Genomic DNA, 20995 nt, shown 5'->3' with positions numbered 1-20995 from the left:
AAATTGTTAAGTTATGACGTTTTTTGTCTACCCAGTACATCGTCGGGCACTAATTACAATGTCCCTTCGCAAGCTATCGCCGACACAAAACAATGTAGCTAAGTATTACGTCATCATGTCTAACAGTGTGATTCGTTGCACGCCCAAAAGACGTCGTATTAGTAATTAGTGTATTCCATTTGTACAGCCCATTAGGCTTGATCTCGATTCCCTTAACAACTTGATTACCTTTTCGGGCGTCACGCTCCAAAGGCAACAAACCCGTCGCCGCACCACTAATTGCCAAGTCTCCTAATTGAAGACTACACTGCGTAATATTGAACCCAGCCGGAACGTTGATATCGCTGCCAACGCCATATCTACCCATTGCCGTATGATTTCCCATTGCGTAGTTGAAAGTGTCACTAAAGTCTCTCCCTTTTTGACCATCCCTTCCATCTCTTCCCGGAGAGCCTGTATCTCCTTTGGGCCCAGCCACTCCAGGGGGGCCTTGCAGTCCCTGGAGCCCCCTGAGACCAGTTTCACCTCTATCTCCTTTAACCCCCTGTGGACCTATAACTCCGTTATCTCCTTTATCCCCCTTGGGACCTGCCGGGCCCACGCTTCCTTGATCGCCTTTCTCTCCCTTAATCCCTTGCAAACCGCGATCGCCTTTGTCTCCTTTGAGACCTTGCACGCCCTGTGGCCCTACCGCCCCTTTATCGCCTTTCGGACCCACTGCGCCTTCCGGACCTGTTTTTCCAGCTGGCCCTGTCAGTCCCCGTGGGCCAGCCACGCCTGTATCACCCTTATCTCCTTTTGCTCCTTCCGGTCCTTGAGCTCCTTTCTCTCCGGGAATGCCTGTCCTGCTTGGCGCTTTCACACACTTCAAGCCATTCTCAGAGACACACTGGATTTCGATACTTCCCAGCTCCAAGTTGAAGAGCCTTACTTCATCCAATACGCCCTGAAACTCATCCGTATACGCAAAATCCGTCCCCGACGCTCCCACTACCAAGGTGGCGTTATTGGTGGTGACTCCTGACAGGTTATCCTGCTCTATACGTGTCGGCAGCCTGCCGTATTTGTTCCACATGACGAAGTTCACGCCACCGGCTTTGCCGCTCCCGTCGTATACCGCCGCGACGCCTACGCCCTTAGAATAGTCAAACGGCTCTGCGGTTTTAACTACAATTCCTGAGCCGTCCACACTCCGCAAACTCAGTATTAACCGGCCGGAACCATCCAGACCCAACATAACGCCTTGCCCACTTTCCGGGGACATTTTGGAAACCAACGTTTGGCTTTGCATCACAGGTTCGCCCTTCATCCACAGCATCAGCGTAAATGGGCCATCGCTGTTATAACTCTCGCCCAGACTGTCGACTGTCAGCGGATCTCCCGCCACCATCAAGGCGGATTGATTGCCATAACCCGCTTCTCCGCCGGAGTGAGCATAGTACTGACCGCCTGCCGTTGAACCGGGAGCGCCTGTGTAAGGAAAATAGCCGTCAAAGCCATTGCCTGAATCGTCTTTTCCGCCGCTCGCTAGCGCGCCTTCAAACGACCAATAGGCCACTTGACCTGTTTCGCCAGCCTGTACAGAAAATGATAGGGGAAGAAGCAGAAGCGAAGCTGCACACGCTTTGCGCAGCTTGTTCAAAGGGAATGAATGGGACATCGTTACTCTCTCTGGATCCGATTAAAGCCGCCGGGATAGCACAGCCAGCAAAAACTCGCTCAATAAATGGAGTTATCCAGAGAGGAAGCAAATAGTTAAGTCTCCTAATCGCAGAGAAGTTAAAACTTTGACGTGACGAGACGCCACTATCCCTCAAACACCACCAGAGCCACCAACAGGCCGGTCGGATAACAACTCCTGCATTAGTTTGATAGCCAGGTCCAGATTGGATTCCATCTCGGTGCCATCCAAAGCATTTTCTTTCCATGATTCGGGGGCTTCCGGGTGCGGGCCGGATACCGCTACTTTGCCTTTCCCGTACGAGCTTATGAGTGCGGCGATTTGTTGGTTTTCAAAGTAGGCGATGTTGCGAACTTGCTCCTTGCTTTGCGTCAGTTTGAATGCAGGGCCAGCCTGATAGTACATCTGACGTTCTTCCCCAGACCAAGTGACAGGGTAGATTTTCGGAGCGAAGTCACTGTCGTAATTATCGGATTCCGCTGGTGCGATGCCTAACGCATCCACAAACCGATTTTCTTCAGCCCACCCCACTGACGCGACGTAGGCGCCGCCACAAATCCCCAGGTAACGCCCGCCATTGTTCAAGTACGCCTTTAATGAAGCGGAGAGATCCGGCGTAAAGGCGTCAACCAGGGGCTCAACGTCGTCTTCCGTACCGCCGATGATGAAAACTTTCGCCCCACTCAGCATGTCCGGCAGCGCTTCCAGGTCCGTGATATACCTCACTGTCAGGCCCGCCTGGACGGCGACGTCCGCGATGGCTTCAGAGCTTTCAGCATCTGATACAGGTCCGTTATATATCAACGCATATTCCGCTTCCCTGACGGGACTCGTCTGCATATCTGAGGCCGACTCCACAGCCGACACATACGGCGTCGCGCCAACGATCAGAATGACGCCGCTTAGCGCCGTTAAGCTAAATTTATTCATACAAAAAGAAGCGCCAAAATAGCCGGAGTCACCCGGCCGCTGATTTAGACGTTTTGCTCGCCGCTTCTTAACAACCGGCGAGCTTCCCGTTCCGCATAATACTCACTGACGATGGTCTGAGCTCTTTGATACAGGCTTGAATCCCCTTCGCCAAGCACTTCCAACAGGAGCTTTTTCTCCTGCATATAGACTTTGGCGAACCAGCGGTCATGCTGAATGATATTGGTTGAGTTGCTGATCAAGTCCGCCAGCTTGATGGTTTTTGCTCGTGGGGAGGCGTTGGCGAGATGCTGTCGGTCTATTTCCTTGCGGGCCTGACGATTACCGTCTTGCGGCTGACTGACGTCAGTCACCTCCTCCACCAGTTTCGCAACAGAAGGGCCAAAGAACTCCAGGATCAGTTCTTGTGTGACCTGGGTGTCTTCGACGATGTCATGCAGGTAGGCGGCGGCGATCATTTCCTCGTCTCCCCCCACTGACGCAACGATTCCCGCCACTTCGGCGGGATGAACGATATAGGGTTCATCGGTATAACGTCTTCGTTGACCGATAGCAGCATGGGCGGCGCTGGCGAATACCTTCGCCTTCTCGACAAGCATGAAATCAAACCTCGTTTCACAGATGTACAACCACACCATAATGAAGCATCAACCCAGCCCCGTCCAATACTTGGAAGGCGCAAGAGCAGACTATAAATACGGCAGGATCGTCACTCTCATCATGTCAGAACATATTGCGCCATCGTTGTCTCACAACCCTTCGGGAAACCGCTCATCCAAAGGCAAATCTTCGTTGATCTCTTCCAGCGCCTCCATTGCGTGCTCAGGAAAATCCACAATGATGTCCTCCATCTCCACTCCCCCCAAATAAAGGGCGGCGCTAAGCAGGAAGTTATCCGTGTTATTTGAGTAGCCAATCGCGGACTTAATAACCTCAATCAGACGGGACACAGTCTCGGGTGAGAGCTTCTTAACATCCGCCTTTTTCCTCACGATTGTCTCAATAAAGTGGCATAGAATGACCGCATTGGCGTCGTAGTAAGAAACCTCGGTGTAATCTTTAAAGCGCTCGCTACGTACATCCTCACGACTGAAGTAGTCCGACAGCACATCAAATACCTGCGGCAATCGCTCCTCGCTCCACGCATGCCATGGGGTCAGCTTTACTCTGGGTCCCTGTTGGATGAGGCATAAAGAGACCGGAAAGGTCTGATGAATTTCCTGCACCGTAAGTTGAAAATCATAATAAAAGTGCGCCAGCCGTTGCTGTATGTCGTTCAACTTGCTCTGAACCAAACCAAAGGTCTTATAGATCTCCGGGTCGTCGAGCATCTGCGGATTGTCGCTATAGGTAGGGTCATACTTCATGGCGCCTTTTATCTGGCGATCAGACACACAGAAAGAAGCGCTGTTGCCGCTCCAGCGAATTTCCCCATGCCCCTGAAGCTTTACTTGAATATCCGCCATGGCTTGCTCATCCGGTCGCTCAGCAAAAAGAATATGCGCATCAAAACCGCTAGATAAGTTACCAACGCCATGGCCAAGAAATAAGAACGGATAGCTCTCCATCGTGATTCCTTAAGTAGGTATTTGTGGTCAATCGATAAGTCAAAGGACTGATTTTTGGCGTTCACTGAGACGCCTCGCCAACGCCAGAGTTTATGGCCAACCTTGTTAGACCGGGGAGCTTATGAATAGTTCAATGCAAATATTGATGACGGATATCTTCGATGGCCCCTGCTTGCAAAAGATGCGCAAGAGCCTGCGAAAACTCATCCTTTTTGTCGCGAAAGGAGGATTTTTTGGATATGGCGAAATATAAGTCAACACTGTTGCCGGGGCGATATTCGGCTTTGTCGAACTGGCCTTTATAGGGTGACTGGGCAATTTCATAGTCCGCCTGGCAGTCTGTCCCGACTATTGCCGTCAACCGCAAACGTCCCAACATTTCCACTAACTGTTTTTCGGTGCTGACGCCGATCTTGTCAATTTTTTCATCTTCATCGAAGGCCTGAAAATAAGCCGACCCCGTGACGATGCCGACATCAATGCGATAGAGGTCTTCATAATCCTGAAGTATTCCACCACGCCCTTTTCTGACATAAAACACCGTTGAACAGCTGTAATAAGCCGGCTCCAGATAGTCCATGTACAAAGCCCGGTCAGGTCTTAGCGCCAAGCCGCTCATGGCGTCTACGGCTCCGTCCTCCATCATTTTCAGGCAACGCACCCATGGACAACGCACGTAATCGATATCGAGCTTTAATTCGCTGGCGAGCTGGGCCCACAAGTCAAAATCGATCCCGCTGTAGCCCTCTTCATTGTCCAAAATACGAAAAGGCGGCCAGGCGTCTATAGCGACGCGGATCTCGGCTTTACTTTGCTTGGCCTCAGGCGAATCGATGGAGTTAGCAGCCAAGGGCGCAACACTCCACACCAGCAACAAAAGCGCGCCAATACAACGCAATGAAGCAAGCGTCATGCGACAACCTCCAGGCGTCAAAAACGAATGGAGACAACCATGCGGCGACTATCGCCCCAATGATCAGGTTTCTGGAAACGTATTTAGTATAGTTCAATTGCCGAGCGGGCTTGGTCCCAGCAAAAGCGGGCATTTCGCCGACAGGGAAGTCCCCAAAAGCGAAGCTGGGAATGAGAGATTAGCGGAAGTCTAAGCTATTGAGACGCCGCCAACTGCTTTTGAAATTTCTCCGGAAGCCACCAGCTGGCGTCGATAGCCGGACTGTTTTCAGGCACAACGGGATTTTTCAATATAATGAGCTTCCTGGACGATAGATTTCCCTTCGCTAAATAACCTTTCATCTCCTCTGTAAAAAGCGTTTTAAAAGAGCCATCGGCAATAGCGATATTCAATCCCTCCTCCAGCTTCCTCGCCAATTCAGGCTCATTTCTGGAAATGAAAAAATACACGGGATGCGGATAAAACAGCATGATGTTATCCGCGACGACAAGTCGATCCTGATTCCTGTCCAGCTCATCCCAAATTTCCAGGAAACCGCGGTGGAAATAGTCAAACCTATTATTTCTCAGCAGAGTAAATAAGGTTTCGTATTGGGAGCTTGTGACTACCTTCAATCCATTTGCGCTGTAGACAGGCAAATCTCCCCAGTGCACCCCATGTCCGCCGACAAACTGCCTGAGATCATCAATGTCGTCCATCTTGCTGAAAATCTCACTCTTTTCCTGGGTCACCAATAAAAGTCTGAGCCCTAGGATTCCTCGATAGATCGGAATCCTTATAGGAATCATCTTTTCTTCACGCTCCGGGTTTGTAGACATGAACTCAAGATTCAAAATTCCTTTTGTCACCATGAGCTCGCCCCTGGCCTCATTAATGCTGACATCCAAAAATTCAGGGAATTCTATTTTGTATGGGACGTTCAGTTTGCTCAGCGCAAGATCCAATACTTTGAGGCCGTATTTGTATCTATCTTGATGCTGATAGTGCTTGACAATGATCTCCCCTCTCGCTTGGGGAGCCAAACAGAAAGTAAACAACGCAAAAAGAGGAATCACTAGAGATATCAGCGACTTAAAATGTAACACAACACCACCTCTTACCGCCGGAAATTATGTTAATTACATCAGTGTTCGCCAATTCCACATCACAAAAACGCCAGCCCTCCTTCGCCTGGTTATCCCCGAGCGGACGACGACAAAGACGGAGATCCAATACTCATATATTAAATTTAGACGACTTATTCTGAATCGACAGAAGATTAAGGGAATGGAAAGGATCTGGTTCAGCGGGATTGAGACGGAAATCGTAGATGTTTCATTAAATCAATTGGTTAGACAAGCCTACACCCCAGATTCGCCCCAATAACTTTATGATAGAGCTCTTGTATTGGCTCCCTAATGACGAAAATGGGCGTGATCGCTATGCGCTTGCCCTTTTCCCAGCTACATCAGAACTTACGTTAGGACAAATATGAGGATTAGGTCGTTTCAAGCAATGTTGCTTTAATAAAGGCTTCATCAGGAGTACTTGCGTTGAACCGGCATAAGAAGTCCTGCATCCCGTTAAATTTATGAATGCCAGATTTCTGGAGAAAGTAAAAATAATCAGTATTAACGCCAATTTCTTCCAGGATGTGCGAGGAAACGATAATAGTACATCCCATGCTTTTCATCTCCTTGATAAGCTGCCAAATAAGATAGCGATATTGAACATCAACACCTGCTGTAGGTTCATCGAGAACAAATATCGATTTTTGACATACAGCGAGCATTACAGCTGTCACAAACCAGCGTTTTTCTCCGTAGCTACATACACCCGACTTATGGTTTTTAATTTCCTCATAACGCTGTTGCATGGGCTTGGGCCATAACCGAGCCAAGTCTGATGTTGACTGGTTCATATCGCGATTCTGGAAACAAGAAATCATTTCCAGGACTTCCTTGATTCGCAATGAAGGAGGAAGAGTAACAATCTGCGGCAAATAGGCGATGTCTTCCACCTCAACATTGAAAGTCAAAACACCGCTGGTAGGAATAAGCGTTCTACTCACCAAATCGAACAGGGTAGTCTTTCCCGCGCCATTTTCACCCAGTAGGCCTATCACATAGCCTCGCTCAAAAGAGAATGAAATATTCTCGAAAACGCTCTTGCTCGAATATTTGAACGTTAGGTTGCTCCCGCTAATCACAGTGGAGGTCATTGCCTACTCCATGTTGGGTTTGTTTTCATACGAACTGCGCCGATTCCACCTAAGGCGACCATGAGTGAAATAGTTCCTATTGACTCAACTCCGTGTAGACCGCCGCTTGCCATAAATCGGGTGGCAATGGAAAGAGGATTAAAAAGGTTGAGATAAGAAAGCGCTGATATATTCGCCTTAAAACCAGCAATGCTGAGTAACAGCAACGCCATGAAAAAAATGGAGATGCCTGAATTCGCATTCATAAAGCTTATCGGTAGTACTGAGACGAACAGTGCACTCCATACAAATGTAACCATAATAGCCACAAATGGTAGCGCAAACCTCATCAGGGCGTTTATGGGGCTCACTCCAAAAGCAGTAGTTGTTATCACTATGAAAATAATAAAGCAAAAACATGAAAGCAAAAAGGAAGCGCTAATTTGCGCTGATAAAAACAGGGCCTTAGATTCTTTACCCTGAATGAAAGACTTTATAAATCCGCTTTCACGCCTTCCTACAAAGTACAAAGCGAACCCGAATAAAGAGACTGAGAGCGCTAAATAACTTAAATACCAGGAGGCCTGTTCTTCGTACCAGGCAGAAGTGACGGGGGTAGCAACAAGCGAGTCAAGGTTGAGAAATACAAATAACAGCGGAGGAGCTATCAGAGTCCAGAATAGTGTAAGTGGCTCACGCACCTGTTCCAGGATAAACAGACGACTTAGCTTGTAGTTGTTCGCAATCCATTTTTTCATTCTTTGCTCATTGTGTGGAGTGTCCTGGAATTTAAAATAACTCAAAAAAGCAAAGCTTGGCCAGAGCTCTTCCGCAGCTCCCTTGCTTTCCAAGATTACGGAATATACGTACACCAAGGCCTTAAGCGTTCTAGTACCGCTTGTACAGGGGCGAAATGATAGTTACGTCTACATTAGCAATAAAGCCAATGACGACGTCATTGATCACATTAATACCTTTTGGGCATGGATCTATCAATTTGGTGCAGCGGTTAAGTCAGACTAGCTGGGGTATTTGAATCAACAAAAAGTCAGTGTATCGGTCAGGTCACCTAAGAACACTTATTCGTACTTCCTGTGTATCAGCTCATATAGTCCTTCGTCTCTAAGGGATTTTAGCCCCTTATTGAACACATCGACATATCGTTCATAATTAGGCCAAGCCTTACTGAAACAAACATGGAAGTATTCAACTTGCTTATCTTGCAGGAGAACAAACTGTATTTGGTTCTCTAAGCCCATGCTCTTCACAAGAAACTGAGTGCTTTCTTTAACAGTATAAAATACGTCCGCACGAGATTTTATCAGAAATAGCAAGGCCTGCTCATCAGTGCTAAGTATCGTGTGCGGTGCGCCAATACGAGCCAACTCCTGTTGAAACGAGTAACCTCGTATTCCTACTCCTCTATACAATAGAGTTTCAGCCAGGGCCTGAGGGCGAGGCTCCTTGAGGTCGGCTCTTACAGCTAAGACAGGGGTAATAGAGCTGATCGGATCGGACAGCGCGCATATCTCACGCCTCTCGGGAGTGTCCGCAATAGAAAAACCACCAGCAGCATGCCCGTTTTCGATCTGGTTAATCGCTCGTTTCCAGGGAAAAAAGCGGATATCAACTTCATATCCCGCCCTTTGAAACACCGCATTAACCACTTCTATGTCATAGCCAACCAGCCCATCTTTAGGAGCTTCAATTTCATATGGCGGATAGTCTCCTGTCAGCAAGGTTATTTTTTTATCAACCTCAACAGAGTATGAAAGGCTTGCGCTAACGGCAAGGGAAAAGGTAATCGTCAGCCAAAACCTTATTAGCTTCTTTAACCAGAAAAGATAGCGCATACGCCCCAAACCATTTTCAATTACGGGCTATAGCTTCCATTCACACTGTCATCCATCATCTTCTGATATAGGCCGCTTTCCTTTATCTTCACAAGGCCCTCGTTAAACTTCTGCACTAACTCACTGCCGCCAGGATATTTTTTTGATACAAGGACAAAGTACTCTGACTCTCTATAGGGCTTTGAGTAAGTTAACTGCTCCGCTTCATTTGGCGGCAACTCATTTTTGATTAATTCAAGGCCGACTTGCATCTCAGTTGGATAGAGATCTATCCGCCCAGAGACTAATTTTTTCAGGTTATTGGTGTCGTCCGCTATCCGAGACATGTTTAGCACTCCGGCTTTTTCAAGCTCAGTGAATTCATCTCCATAACTATATGAAATAGCGCCGCCAATTTTATAATCTTTGAGGTCTGCAAGCTTTTCCCAATCAACGACCTTTCCCTTTTTATGAAAGAAGACAGACTTAAGCGTAAAGACAGGATCAGTGTATAAAAAGTCCTTCGCTCTCTCATCGCTATATGTCCAAACGATAGTCGCCGCCAACTCTTTCCCTTCTTTTGCATCTATCAAAGCTCTCGCCCAAGGGAAGAAAGCATATTCGACGTCAACACCTGAAGCTTTAAATGCTTCAGAAACAATATGCGATGCAAGACCGTAGTGTTTATAACTTTGTGAGGTAAACGGAGCCCACTCCCCATTGGATATCTTTATCGTTTCTGCATTTGCATGGGTACAAATGAGAATGAAAAGCATCATAATTATTCTTCTAATCGTGCTAGAAACAATAACCATAATTAGCCCCTCTCGTCATAACTGGTTGCGGGTTGTGCGCCCTAACGGCAAACACATCAAGCAGATTCATCCTAGTAATTGAGTATAGAGCAGATCAAAAAAAGTACAGCGTGGCGCGCAGTAGAGATCTCGACAAAGGGTGCGCTTAACTTTGTCCTTCCTATTACGGGATGGATGCTCCAGAGGGAAAACGTCAACAATGGCGGCTAAAGAGCCTTATTGGCCTCTGACATGACGTCTGCAGCCCCGCTCCAAAATTCTCAGTTGGACAGGGGCAGACATGACCGAGAAATGTACAAAAAACACAACGAGATTGGGAGGCTGCCTTGACGCCTAACAGACTGAGGGGAAGCCTCTTCCTATTAGATAAACTTGACGTCGTGCTTAAGACTTTCCTTCTGCATGCATCAGCAGAAATATCAGAAGGCCATCCCCATCTATCTGGCCAGCTAACCGTAAAAGCGCACAAAGGACAAAAGGGAAAACTCATTTATACTTGTGAAGTAACAAGTTATTATTGCAAGCAACTGGAAAAATCATCCACGGCGTCTCATTTTGCTCTGCTGCAGTCGTTCTATTTTTAATCGAACCCGGGATTTATATGAACAGACAGGATATATATGAAGGACTCAGGTTGATTGTAAAAACCTATATCGCAGAATCTAAACAACATGAGCTTCTATCGATACTGGATAAACGAGAAGCGGAAGGAGGCTTTCCTCCAGGAAAAGGAATTCTGGCTTGTGTAGATTCAGACTCCAATGGAGTAGCTTTAAAGCCTGAGCACAAGGACCTTTGGAACGATATTTGTTATCACTGCATTTAAAATATCGGACATGCTCTCCCTTATAAGGTTGAAGCAATCCACTATGTATTCCGGATTATTTTAAAATCGTTAGTTTTAGATTCCTTTCAAAAGATAAAAATCCAAAAAATCACGAAAAATGCATTACAAATCATAGGAAAAACTCTAGAATGCGAAGCAAGTATCTGGTGCCATTAAGTTGCATATTATTCATATTTAGTTATATATACTTTCTGTACGCAGCCAAGACTTACTATGACCCAGAAGCAGAGGTCAACTACTTCCTCGAAGTAGCGTATGCTACGACAGCTACAATAATCCTATCGCTTCTCCCAGCTCTCGTTATCTGGCTATTTAAGAGACACTCATTTATGAAGTACTTCTACAGGTCAGCAATAGTTTTTTTCTCCGTAGGTATAGCCGCAGATCTTCTTGCCGTCTATTTAATATTTTGGTCATCGAGTCAATAATAACAATATGCCCTTGCAGGCATAGAGCATATCCAAGAATGAAAAATTTAATTTAATTGAATTCTCAGAAATGATTCCAGCGATGCAAACCAAGCAATTCGGTTTTCGTGCTTACGATAGTTTAGCCTTCTAGGACCTTGTACACTTGGGCTGTTGAACTGGAAGACTAACCTTCGCAGCCTTAAAATGGAAAGCGCGCATGCGCAGTATAGACAATAGGATTCGCCTCATGCTTTTACGTGCAGCCTGCTGCATTACTCTACTACTTCTCTCAATTTGTACAGCAGCCGAAGAACGTCGTAAATGGCCCGAAGGAAGCGCCATGGCCACTGGATCTGAATATAAAAAAAATCGCGACTATTTCTCAGATTTAGTTGAAAAAAAGCAGATCGAGTTAATCACTCTCGTAAAAGCCAACTCTACGCATAAAATAGGAGGCGAACGTTTGCTTAAAGGGCTCACATCCTTGCACGAAGCGTGGAAAGACTATTACCAAAACGAGTGCGAGCTGATTGGAGCACTCTCTGGCGCAGGGGGAAGTTGGCCCTCAACTTATGCCCTTCGCTGTGAAGCAATACTTATGCATCGCCGCTTCCTGACTCTTACTAACCCGTAAATAAGTATCCGATCACTAAGCCATAATATATTTAAGTTCTGGATGCCTAAATAAACTTTGAATCAATGATGGCGTTCTTTTCATGCTCCGAAGGATTTTTAAAGCCATCTTTCTTAATTGGTCTGGACCTGCAATCTTCATCTTTCCCAGTCGCTGATGTTTCAAGTAGCTCCACACGGACTCATCTGGATTGAGTTCAGGGGAGTAAGGCGGCAGGAAGAATAGCTGCAACCTGCCTTCCTGGGTGGCGAGATATTCCTTTACCTTCCTGGTTTGATGGGCTGGGTGTCCATCGACGATTAGAAAGACTGGTCGTTCAGACTTATACGTCAAGTCCTCTAAAAATCCGATAAAGCTCTCCGCGTTGAGCTTGCCTTCTATCACCTTGAAATGAAACTCGCCTCTGGCCGACACTGCGGAAATTAGGTTAAGCCCAAAGCGCGCCCCTGTCGTCTTCACTTCCGGAGTCAACCCTTTGATCGACCACGTCGTTCCGCTGTGATAGTCCGAACGAATGCTCGCCTCGTCCGCGAAGAGAATCTCCGCGTTCGCTGCTTTCGCCAACTGGCGAATGCGTGGGTATTCTTCTTGTTTCCAGCGAGCAACCCTATCTGGATCTTGCTGGTAAGCGCGAAAAAGCGGCTTCTGCGGCGTCAGCCCCATTGCCCTCAGGAGTCGTCCCACCGATACATCAGACAGGCTAACCCGAAATTTCCGCTTGATCAGGTCCCGCACCAGTCCGCGAGTCCACAATGCATATTCAAACTTAAACTGCTGTGGCTGATATCCCACCACCCAGGTATAGATCTGGCGTAGCTGTCGACCATTTAATTTGCGGGGACGGCCATATAGGCGTTTCGCTTTAAGTGCGTCATAGCCGCCTTCCCGATAAGCCGCCAGCCATTCATAAATACGCGGCCGGCTGAAGCCTAGCGCCCGTATAACTGCCTCCGGGCTTTCTCCTGCCTGGACTTGCTGTACTGCGCGAATGCGAATGACTTCTAGTGTTTTATGATCAAGCTTTCTTCCATCATTTGAGGGCATAGCATCCACTCTGTTTATCTAAAGTCGGGTCCATGACATGCTTGAATATAGACTATTTCTGTGTTCGCCTACTTTGTTTCGGATTAGTAAGTATGCAATTCGTTGCATCAATCGAATCCCTGTAGAAGAAAGGGGGTACGAACAACACACATATCTATATCAACTAAGCCCGCTTACTTATGGCAAAGAATCCTGACAACCAACTCATGTCGTTCGCTACGCTCACGGGGTAGGCTAAAAGCCCGCCCCATCACTAGGGACGTATTGTAAAGGAGCTTTGGCTGGGTAATCGCTTTCGAATATGGAGCAACAAACAGCGTCAGTCAGTGTCTCTCCATCTGTATTTACGCTAGCGTCTCCTTATTCATTATTTAAAGCGATAAATGACTACTCATAGCTACCGCAAAAAATGCACAATGATTTTTTATAAAATTTAGCGTTTTGTTTGGTCGCAGTTGCAAGCTTTTTGTCAACCAGCCTACAACCTCTTGTTATCGTCATTGATATATTCAAGGCCTGCATCTAGGTAATGAACTCGCAATGCTGCCGCCATATGGAACTCAGCGCCCATACCTGAGCCTCCCATACATTTTCTTGCCGCAATCTCTTCCTCTATATATCTAACCCTCAAAGCATCTGAAGCAGATAGAATTTCTTTCAGACTATATTCAAGAATAATTCCATCGAGTTTAGCTTTTATCTCTTCAGGTAGTCCGTCTGTAGCGACCATTTTTATCGAAAAAATCTGATCCAATTCTTCTTCTATGCTCATGAGACTTATCTTCTCTAAATATTAGCGCGGTATATTCCAGTCGAACGAAGCGAAGTCCTGCACACGTAATGCGGGTCTTGCTAGGGAACCTCTGAAAAACTACCTGCGGCCGCCATTTCGGCGTCAAAAGTCAGCTCAAAAATGCTCATTTATTCACGATAAACTGCGCTTTTTCGCCGACTTTTTCCTTGCTCTGGCAGCCTCGCCAACGTTTTTCAGGGGGCCCCTAATTCTTTCGTTTCATCATCTACCGCCTGCTACTTCCTCCTTACACCTAACGCCCCGTTAACCCAAGCCTAATCGAGAGTGTAGTGTAGCCCATAGAATGTGCGCAGCACATGGGCGAAACGAAGCGTAGGTTGGACTTCGGTTTGAACGGCTTGTTATATTATTTTTTAGGCCGCTTATATTTTTCCAATATTCGACCACAGAAAACCATGGGTAACAAGTAACTAACGCCCAGCTTAAATGAGCCTGGAACATAAAACTCAAGTGTTGTACCACCTATGAACGTCAAGATAAAAGTTATTGCACAAGTACCACCAATGAACTGCAAAGATAGGGCTAAACGGTCTGTTACTAACAGCTCAGAATCGCTACCCTTCCCACCCCAAATCAGAAAGGAAAGCAGTATTAACCAATATGGAAGAAGCATCAAAGTAATGTGAAAATCCATCTCAAATCATTCTCAAGAAAATATAACGCCAAGTGTTGGGGTGGCGCGCTTTTATGCGCCGTCCCAGCCGAAGGCGACAACCACGCCTAGTTATGAATTTTTGCTTTCATACTCGTTACTACCAAAATGAGCAACAAATCGATTTCGAATTTCTCGGAACCATTTTTTCTCATACTCTGGATTAAGCCCTTCACTAGAAATAACATCCTTCGCAAATTCGTCCGCCCTCCAAACTCCAAGAGATGCGATACGATCTTGCTCTATAGGCGGTAAACAGAACCCCAAGTCTACGCACAGCTTTCCTAATAAATTTTTGATTTCTTTATCCAATTCGATTACCTATAACGCCGCCAACAGCGGCCGAGCGTAGCGAGGTCCAGCGCACGTAGTGCGCGATGCTGCTTGGCCTTGTTAACTGTTTTGTATTTGCTGATTGTAGAATTCACAGCGATCCTCTAATTCCATAGACTTCGCAGCCTCCTTGAGCTTTGCCCAAATCTCTTTTGGAGGCTTACTCGTTGCCTCAAGTGCAGCTTCTTCTAGCATGTCCAGAGCTAGTTCTAGCTCGTTGTGATCAAGGTATTCATCGTACTCGGCGATATATTTGCCAACACCCTGACATTCACAAAGAACTACGCGAGCCTCGCTTAACAAGGCGATAGTAATCTTCCACTTCTTCTCTAATTTTTCTCTGAAGCTCATAGACAGTTAACGCCCGGCACTGGCTGTCAGACTGATGCCGCTTGTTAGGTTTTGATACAGTCGCTTTCATATACCTTTAACTTCCATTTTTTGCGAAGCCGAATTTATTTTTATTTTTGCCAAAGGGTAAAGAGACTCAGCACCTGCATGGGTTAACACTTTCTCTATTTCTCGCCCTTTTCTTGCTGCAACCTCGTCAATTACACACAGGAAATATTCATAGTAGCCATCTTCATTCTCCGAGGAGATCCAGTTTATAACCCTCAAAGGATCAGCAGTATCCGAATATTCAGCCCAGTAATCTTTATAAGACAAAAGGTCATCAACTATATATTTTTTGAAAGACTCTCTATCCATATTTGTCCTTTGAGATTTTTGTTAAGTCTAAATTACACACAATCGATAACTTCTCATTTTCAAATTGCACATTTAAAAGGCTAACAATCCCTAAATGACTTATAAGGCAATCTAATTCCGCACCATGGGCAATATGAAACAAACAAGTTTCCAATACGCCATTGGCCACCATCAGAAGTAGCAAAATCATCAAATTTAACGATACTATTCATGCATTGTTCATTTTCCTCTACAGCCACATACATCCCGCTACAACAATAATGTGCCATCGCGAATGGCCTTGCAGTGTACTTTCTTGGTACTTCGTTGTTTAACCAGCGCTCACAACTGGAACAGCCATAGATATGCGACTGGCTCTTAACAGGCTCAGTATCGGCATTTCCATAAAAACTGGCTCCGGTATTTAAACATACTCTGAAATAGTCTACTAAGAAAAATAGATTTTCTTGATGCTCCAATATAAAACTTCGCGCAGAAACACAACTTTGAGTTCGCACTTCTGTAATTAAATGGAAATTTTTCTTATCCATATATATATGTAATAGTCACCTTATTGGCATAACGTCTCAAGCAGTGGCGTGCGTTAGTACGTCCAGCCCGCAGGGCGATGCTGCCTTGACTTGTTAGGCTTTTTTGATTACGCAAGGGGGTATACCTTATCTAGCATGCCATGCTCACTGGTAAATGAGCCTCCAGACTCAAAGAAACGAATTATTTCTTCATACGGGTTGCCTTCACACAAATCACCTACAACCTTTTCTTTATCTTCCGTCGATAAAACATACCAAAGTAGATAGCAGTGAACTGCTTGTGCGGCATATACCCCACCCCGATAATTATATCTTCCATACATTCCTTCTGAGATCCATTCTTCCATGTGCTTCGGAATTTCGTATGTATCGCGGTATAACATACCGACAAAAGCGAATAGGCCACCCATTCTATTGTATAAATGAGACTCGATATTAAGCCGGGCTACAACTTTGCTAGCTAGAGTTACATATTCTGAAAAGTGCTGATGTATTTTTTCATCAAACTCGACACGGCCGCAACAGTCCCAAGCAATCTCTTGCACACGCTCAAAAGCCAATTCTAGTTCGGAACTCATGCTTCCCTCATTATCCTAACGCCTTGCTAAACCGTGACAAGTACGGAGCACCTTTTGTGTGATACTGAGCAAAGCGAAACACAAAAGGTGCGGAGTGTTTGGTATCGATTTAAGCACCTTGTTAGGCATTTTTCTCGACCCATATTTTGTATGCAAGGTTTACACGAACCTTATGCCTTTCGTAAGCTATAGGTGCATTAACCTTAATTTTAGCTAGAAGCTGTTGAAACTGAACTGCCACACTTTGTAAGCGTATATATAGTAACGAACGCATTAGATAAGTGATAAATTGTTCTCCAGCGTAGGTGACTTTCTCAGCGTTCTCGATCTCCAAAGACGTAACAAAATAGCTTGTTACTTTCTCAATATCTGGTTCAACAGCTTTCCTCAAAATCAGCTCATTTAAGATGGTAAGCCCATTTACAAGATGATTATCTGAAATTCTTTTATCCATAATTTCGATAATTTTGTCATAGCCTAAATCTGGTTTTTCAAGTAGATAATCCATGACACCTTTTGGAACGCCAGACCTACAAAGCTCTTTCTCGAGTTTCTCAGTTTTCCATGCCATAGTGTTTTGTATTTCCTAACGTTTTGCTAATAGGCAGCCGAAGCGCAGTGTAGGTTGCCCCATGGAAGCCGCGTTTTTTGTGGCCGGAATGTATTTGAGCAACTTGTTAGGTGTTTGCATTATCACGTAACCACCTTTTAGCTAGTGCAAAGGCTCGATGACGATTCTTTTGCGAATTACATTTATTAGAGCTAAATAATTCTAATGCCTGCACTATCTCTGAATCTAGTTGCACTCCCTTTTCTATCCAGTCAAAAGCTTGCGGTGCCCAGCCGTCAGTAGGCCAATCTTTATAGGAGTAGCTAGATAAATCCATATCTTCCATTGGATTAATTAGCTGTGAAACAAATATACTTGGGTTCATTTGTACGCCTAACGCCGCCAACAGCGGCCAAGCGTAGCGAGGTCCAGCGCACGTAGTGCGCGATGCTGCTTGGCCTTGTTAACTGTTTTGTATTTGTTGATTGTAGAATTCACAGCGATCCTCTAATCCCATAGACTTCGCAGCCTCCTTGAGCTTTGCCCAAATCTCTTTTGGAGGCTTACTCGTTGCCTCACTTCTAGCATGTCCAGAGCTAGTTCTAGCTCGTTGTGATCAAGGTATTCATCGTACTCGGCGATATATTTGCCAACACTCTGACATTCATAAAGAACAGCGCGAGCCTCGCTTAACAAGGCGATAGTAATATTCCACTTCTTCTCTAATTTTTCTCTGAAGCTCATATGACAGTTAACGCCTTACTCAGCTGCGTTTTGGTTGTAGTGGAATTTTGGCGTAAAGTGGCGAAGCCACGCCAAAACGGAGCGAAGACCAAAGCGTCAGCTGGAGTAATTTGTTAAGTGTATTACTCATTATGGTAACTCTTTATATATATCAACATTTTCTGCAATACGCCCGCCGTTCAAAACGTGTTTCGCCCAGTAGAGAAGATGCTCAATGTGCTTTTGTGACTGCTTCTCGCTACATACTAATCCGAAACAAAGTAGGCGAACACAGAAATAGTCTATATTCAAGCATGTCATGGACCCGACTTTAGATAAACAGAGTGGATGCTATGCCCTCAAATGATGGAAGAAAGCTTGATCATAAAACACTAGAAGTCATTCGCATTCGCGCAGTACAGCAAGTCCAGGCAGGAGAAAGCCCGGAGGCAGTTATACGGGCGCTAGGCTTCAGCCGGCCGCGTATTTATGAATGGCTGGCGGCTTATCGGGAAGGCGGCTATGACGCACTTAAAGCGAAACGCCTATATGGCCGTCCCCGCAAATTAAATGGTCGACAGCTACGCCAGATCTATACCTGGGTGGTGGGATATCAGCCACAGCAGTTTAAGTTTGAATATGCATTGTGGACTCGCGGACTGGTGCGGGACCTGATCAAGCGGAAATTTCGGGTTAGCCTGTCTGATGTATCGGTGGGACGACTCCTGAGGGCAATGGGGCTGACGCCGCAGAAGCCGCTTTTTCGCGCTTACCAGCAAGATCCAGATAGGGTTGCTCGCTGGAAACAAGAAGAATACCCACGCATTCGCCAGTTGGCGAAAGCAGCGAACGCGGAGATTCTCTTCGCGGACGAGGCGAGCATTCGTTCGGACTATCACAGCGGAACGACGTGGTCGATCAAAGGGTTGACTCCGGAAGTGAAGACGACAGGGGCGCGCTTTGGGCTTAACCTAATTTCCGCAGTGTCGGCCAGAGGCGAGTTTCATTTCAAGGTGATAGAAGGCAAGCTCAACGCGGAGAGCTTTATCGGATTTTTAGAGGACTTGACGTATAAGTCTGAACGACCAGTCTTTCTAATCGTCGATGGACACCCAGCCCATCAAACCAGGAAGGTAAAGGAATATCTCGCCACCCAGGAAGGCAGGTTGCAGCTATTCTTCCTGCCGCCTTACTCCCCTGAACTCAATCCAGATGAGTCCGTGTGGAGCTACTTGAAACATCAGCGACTGGGAAAGATGAAGATTGCAGGTCCAGACCAATTAAGAAAGATGGCTTTAAAAATCCTTCGGAGCATGAAAAGAACGCCATCATTGATTCAAAGTTTATTTAGGCATCCAGAACTTAAATATATTATGGCTTAGTGATCGGATACTTATTTACGGGTTAGTAACTTACGCGTATTTTCAATACAAAAGTCAAAATGCTCTATGAATAGAAGTCTGCTGCCAAAATATTTGAAAAAAGCCTCCATATCTACTCCAAGCCCCCAATGCCATAACAGCCAGCAATTGCTGGTTCCTCATCAAAAACATGGGAAATATCATTTCCTTTTAATTTGGCACCACCAACTACAATTTCGCAGAACCAATCTCTTGCTCCGTTACTAACCCATAAATCTTCATTGTCGTTAAAAAATAATGGTGCTGTCATGGGGACACTTAACGCCTAGCTCACCGGAAAAATGCGAGCGCAGCGAGTATTTTGTCCGGTGTAGCTATTTGTTAGCAGTTTATGCACTGTCTTTGGTGCCTGAAAATAAGCCTTTGATCCGCTTCCAAACGAAAACAAAAGGCACAAAAATAAGAAACCATAATTTCTTAGCAAAGATTGCCAGCAGCGCTAGCAAGCCTGCGCTTGTTTTCGCAGCGGCTTTACCAGTTATAAGCTTGTAAGCCAGAGCACCGGCCCCAACTGCGGCTAGCGTGTCTGTTCCCGGAACATAATCGGCGTATTTCGAACCTTCATCATACTGATACGCTGCTAGAGATGGGGATAAAGATGTTTGAGCATTTGCAAATTGACTAGGGTTGCCCATCCAGACTATTTCGGAAAAACCCTTACGGCCTAATTTCATGGCTTTTGCATTTACAATTGAGCTTCCTTCACTTGTATGTGCGGATATTGCCCAGTAAACAATTGCGTGTGCTTTATCTAGGTATGGCTCTTGCGCCCAGCCATCAACATACAATTTTGGATAGCCTTTTTCCTTTATTTTATTTGCAGCTTCTGTACTACTTTGAATTTCTTTTAGCAATTCATCTTTATCAATATGCTCCTCCCAGTCATCCATTTTTACATAGCCGATATCATGATACGTAAAAAGTACTTGTGTATCTTGGCTAGGGCCCTCGACACGAACGATTATGGCATCAGGCTTAAAACCATCGTGCCCTTCAGAGATACGCATATATTTATGCGCCTCTGCGCCCTTGAGTAAATACTCGTCTGAATTTGTAGTTACTGAGGCATCCGAGCCAGTCAATTGATATTTTCCAGGTTCCACTTGCCAGTCCAGAGCCTGGATTTGCTCGATCATGGTATCTTCATCCAACGCTACTGCTTGTGTAGCAACTACGGCAAGCAGAGTTGCGAAAACCCATTGTAGGTAACTCGTGCTACCGTAATTCGTTAACATGACAACTTTCTCCATTTTTTTCTGCTAACGCATGGCTCTGCGGCCCAAAATGGTTGGCGACTTTTTGGCCAGCGAAGCGGTGCCGAAAAGGTGCCAACTGTTTTGGGTCCGTAGCAGCCACTTGTTATATGGCAGTTGCTCATAGGTTTGCCAATTTATCATATGAGTTAACTATAATCTCACCTGGACTCATTTTTTTATCATTTTTGGCCAATCCTTTTCTGGTTGGTCAACATCGGAAAACCACTCACCGGAAGCTATCCGTTCGAATGTTAAAATACCAAGATTCTTATGGCGCAATGCTAACTCGCTATTATATATTATCCAATCACAAATACCGTTTACGACAAGTTCATTACCCAAAGCGATTGAAGCACCTGACTCCAAAATATTTTTACAACACTCTTTTGAAGCGCATTGCTCATAATATGCAAATTGACAAAGACTTAAAGGATTAGGGGAATATGAATCAACCCATTCCTTGTAATGCTCTTTAACTCCGGCGAGCACTCTATCTATATATTCTAAATCTATTTCATTCATCACTGTGCTCTGATTCGGACTTTACACATAACGCTCGGTTTAGGGGCGGCTGGAG

24 protein-coding genes are annotated in these 20995 nt (G+C 45.6%); 2 read left to right on the top strand and 22 right to left on the bottom strand.

Annotated elements, in window-relative coordinates:
* Window positions 1–73: 73 nt before the first annotated feature.
* From ACQYWX_RS12385 to ACQYWX_RS12340, 10 genes are all read right to left on the bottom strand, one after another.
* Window positions 74–1558 carry a LamG-like jellyroll fold domain-containing protein gene (locus tag ACQYWX_RS12385; protein ID WP_431688983.1) on the bottom strand — a complete coding sequence of 495 codons (1485 nt, stop codon included), beginning with the start codon at window positions 1556–1558 and terminating at the stop codon, window positions 74–76.
* A 255-nt stretch (window positions 1559–1813) separates the two neighbouring features.
* The gene (locus tag ACQYWX_RS12380; protein ID WP_431688982.1) at window positions 1814–2611 is read right to left on the bottom strand and encodes a BPL-N domain-containing protein; all 798 of its coding nucleotides are present in this window, start codon (window positions 2609–2611) and stop codon (window positions 1814–1816) included.
* A 44-nt stretch (window positions 2612–2655) separates the two neighbouring features.
* Window positions 2656–3210 (bottom strand): HD domain-containing protein, encoded by a 555-nt coding sequence (locus tag ACQYWX_RS12375; protein ID WP_431688981.1) that lies wholly within the window; start codon window positions 3208–3210, stop codon window positions 2656–2658.
* A 150-nt stretch (window positions 3211–3360) separates the two neighbouring features.
* Window positions 3361–4179, bottom strand: a complete 819-nt coding sequence (locus ACQYWX_RS12370; RefSeq protein WP_431688980.1) for a hypothetical protein — start codon at window positions 4177–4179, stop codon at window positions 3361–3363.
* Window positions 4180–4309: 130 nt separating this feature from the next.
* Window positions 4310–5092, bottom strand: coding sequence for a substrate-binding periplasmic protein (locus tag ACQYWX_RS12365; protein WP_431688979.1), 783 nt, complete (start codon window positions 5090–5092; stop codon window positions 4310–4312).
* Window positions 5093–5286: 194 nt separating this feature from the next.
* Window positions 5287–6177: a hypothetical protein gene (locus tag ACQYWX_RS12360; protein WP_431688978.1), complete on the bottom strand. Its 891-nt coding sequence runs from the start codon at window positions 6175–6177 to the stop codon at window positions 5287–5289.
* A 392-nt stretch (window positions 6178–6569) separates the two neighbouring features.
* Window positions 6570–7292, bottom strand: a complete 723-nt coding sequence (locus ACQYWX_RS12355; protein WP_431688977.1) for an ATP-binding cassette domain-containing protein — start codon at window positions 7290–7292, stop codon at window positions 6570–6572.
* Window positions 7289–8029, bottom strand: coding sequence for a hypothetical protein (locus ACQYWX_RS12350; RefSeq protein ID WP_431688976.1), 741 nt, complete (start codon window positions 8027–8029; stop codon window positions 7289–7291). Before ACQYWX_RS12350 ends, ACQYWX_RS12355 begins: the two co-directional genes overlap by 4 nt.
* Window positions 8030–8350: 321 nt before the next feature.
* Window positions 8351–9124, bottom strand: coding sequence for a substrate-binding periplasmic protein (locus ACQYWX_RS12345; protein ID WP_431688975.1), 774 nt, complete (start codon window positions 9122–9124; stop codon window positions 8351–8353).
* A gap of 20 nt (window positions 9125–9144) precedes the next feature.
* Window positions 9145–9918 carry a substrate-binding periplasmic protein gene (locus tag ACQYWX_RS12340; RefSeq protein WP_431688974.1) on the bottom strand — a complete coding sequence of 258 codons (774 nt, stop codon included), beginning with the start codon at window positions 9916–9918 and terminating at the stop codon, window positions 9145–9147.
* 1474 nt (window positions 9919–11392) lie between these two features.
* Here ACQYWX_RS12340 and ACQYWX_RS12335 point away from each other — a divergent pair.
* Window positions 11393–11809, top strand: coding sequence for a hypothetical protein (locus ACQYWX_RS12335; RefSeq protein ID WP_431688973.1), 417 nt, complete (start codon window positions 11393–11395; stop codon window positions 11807–11809).
* A 15-nt stretch (window positions 11810–11824) separates the two neighbouring features.
* Here ACQYWX_RS12335 and ACQYWX_RS12330 read toward each other — a convergent pair whose 3' ends face one another.
* The 9 genes from ACQYWX_RS12330 to ACQYWX_RS12290 all read right to left on the bottom strand — a co-directional run bounded on the left by ACQYWX_RS12330 (window position 11825) and on the right by ACQYWX_RS12290 (window position 17403).
* On the bottom strand, window positions 11825–12853 hold the full coding sequence (locus ACQYWX_RS12330; RefSeq protein ID WP_431688964.1) for an IS630 family transposase: 1029 nt from the start codon (window positions 12851–12853) through the stop codon (window positions 11825–11827).
* A 478-nt stretch (window positions 12854–13331) separates the two neighbouring features.
* Window positions 13332–13625, bottom strand: coding sequence for a hypothetical protein (locus tag ACQYWX_RS12325; protein WP_431688972.1), 294 nt, complete (start codon window positions 13623–13625; stop codon window positions 13332–13334).
* A gap of 766 nt (window positions 13626–14391) precedes the next feature.
* Window positions 14392–14631, bottom strand: coding sequence for a hypothetical protein (locus ACQYWX_RS12320; protein ID WP_431688971.1), 240 nt, complete (start codon window positions 14629–14631; stop codon window positions 14392–14394).
* An 81-nt stretch (window positions 14632–14712) separates the two neighbouring features.
* Complete coding sequence (locus ACQYWX_RS12315) at window positions 14713–15003, bottom strand: hypothetical protein (RefSeq protein ID WP_431688970.1); 291 nt, start codon at window positions 15001–15003, stop codon at window positions 14713–14715.
* Window positions 15004–15069: 66 nt separating this feature from the next.
* A complete protein-coding gene (locus ACQYWX_RS12310; RefSeq protein ID WP_431688969.1) occupies window positions 15070–15360 on the bottom strand; it encodes a hypothetical protein in 291 nt (96 codons plus the stop codon).
* 80 nt (window positions 15361–15440) lie between these two features.
* Window positions 15441–15890, bottom strand: a complete 450-nt coding sequence (locus tag ACQYWX_RS12305) for a hypothetical protein (RefSeq protein WP_431688968.1) — start codon at window positions 15888–15890, stop codon at window positions 15441–15443.
* Window positions 15891–15997: 107 nt separating this feature from the next.
* Window positions 15998–16468: a hypothetical protein gene (locus tag ACQYWX_RS12300; protein ID WP_431688967.1), complete on the bottom strand. Its 471-nt coding sequence runs from the start codon at window positions 16466–16468 to the stop codon at window positions 15998–16000.
* Window positions 16469–16589: 121 nt separating this feature from the next.
* A complete protein-coding gene (locus ACQYWX_RS12295; protein ID WP_431688966.1) occupies window positions 16590–17039 on the bottom strand; it encodes a hypothetical protein in 450 nt (149 codons plus the stop codon).
* 106 nt (window positions 17040–17145) lie between these two features.
* Window positions 17146–17403: a hypothetical protein gene (locus tag ACQYWX_RS12290; protein WP_431688965.1), complete on the bottom strand. Its 258-nt coding sequence runs from the start codon at window positions 17401–17403 to the stop codon at window positions 17146–17148.
* Window positions 17404–18094: 691 nt separating this feature from the next.
* Here ACQYWX_RS12290 and ACQYWX_RS12285 point away from each other — a divergent pair.
* On the top strand, window positions 18095–19123 hold the full coding sequence (locus ACQYWX_RS12285) for an IS630 family transposase (protein ID WP_431688964.1): 1029 nt from the start codon (window positions 18095–18097) through the stop codon (window positions 19121–19123).
* A gap of 112 nt (window positions 19124–19235) precedes the next feature.
* On the opposite strand, the gene ACQYWX_RS12280 is transcribed toward ACQYWX_RS12285, so the two are convergent.
* From ACQYWX_RS12280 to ACQYWX_RS12270, 3 genes are all read right to left on the bottom strand, one after another.
* A complete protein-coding gene (locus tag ACQYWX_RS12280) occupies window positions 19236–19412 on the bottom strand; it encodes a hypothetical protein (protein WP_431688963.1) in 177 nt (58 codons plus the stop codon).
* A gap of 79 nt (window positions 19413–19491) precedes the next feature.
* Window positions 19492–20397 (bottom strand): DUF2167 domain-containing protein, encoded by a 906-nt coding sequence (locus ACQYWX_RS12275; protein WP_431688962.1) that lies wholly within the window; start codon window positions 20395–20397, stop codon window positions 19492–19494.
* Between the two features lie 189 nt (window positions 20398–20586).
* Window positions 20587–20940: a hypothetical protein gene (locus ACQYWX_RS12270; protein WP_431688961.1), complete on the bottom strand. Its 354-nt coding sequence runs from the start codon at window positions 20938–20940 to the stop codon at window positions 20587–20589.
* Between the last annotated feature and the right edge of the window lie 55 nt (window positions 20941–20995).

The organism is Hahella sp. NBU794 (genome assembly GCF_050749805.1).
Lineage (GTDB): Bacteria > Pseudomonadota > Gammaproteobacteria > Pseudomonadales > Oleiphilaceae > Hahella.
The sequence above is the reverse complement of the archived record's forward strand: the minus strand, read 5'-3'. Positions and strand labels throughout refer to the sequence as shown.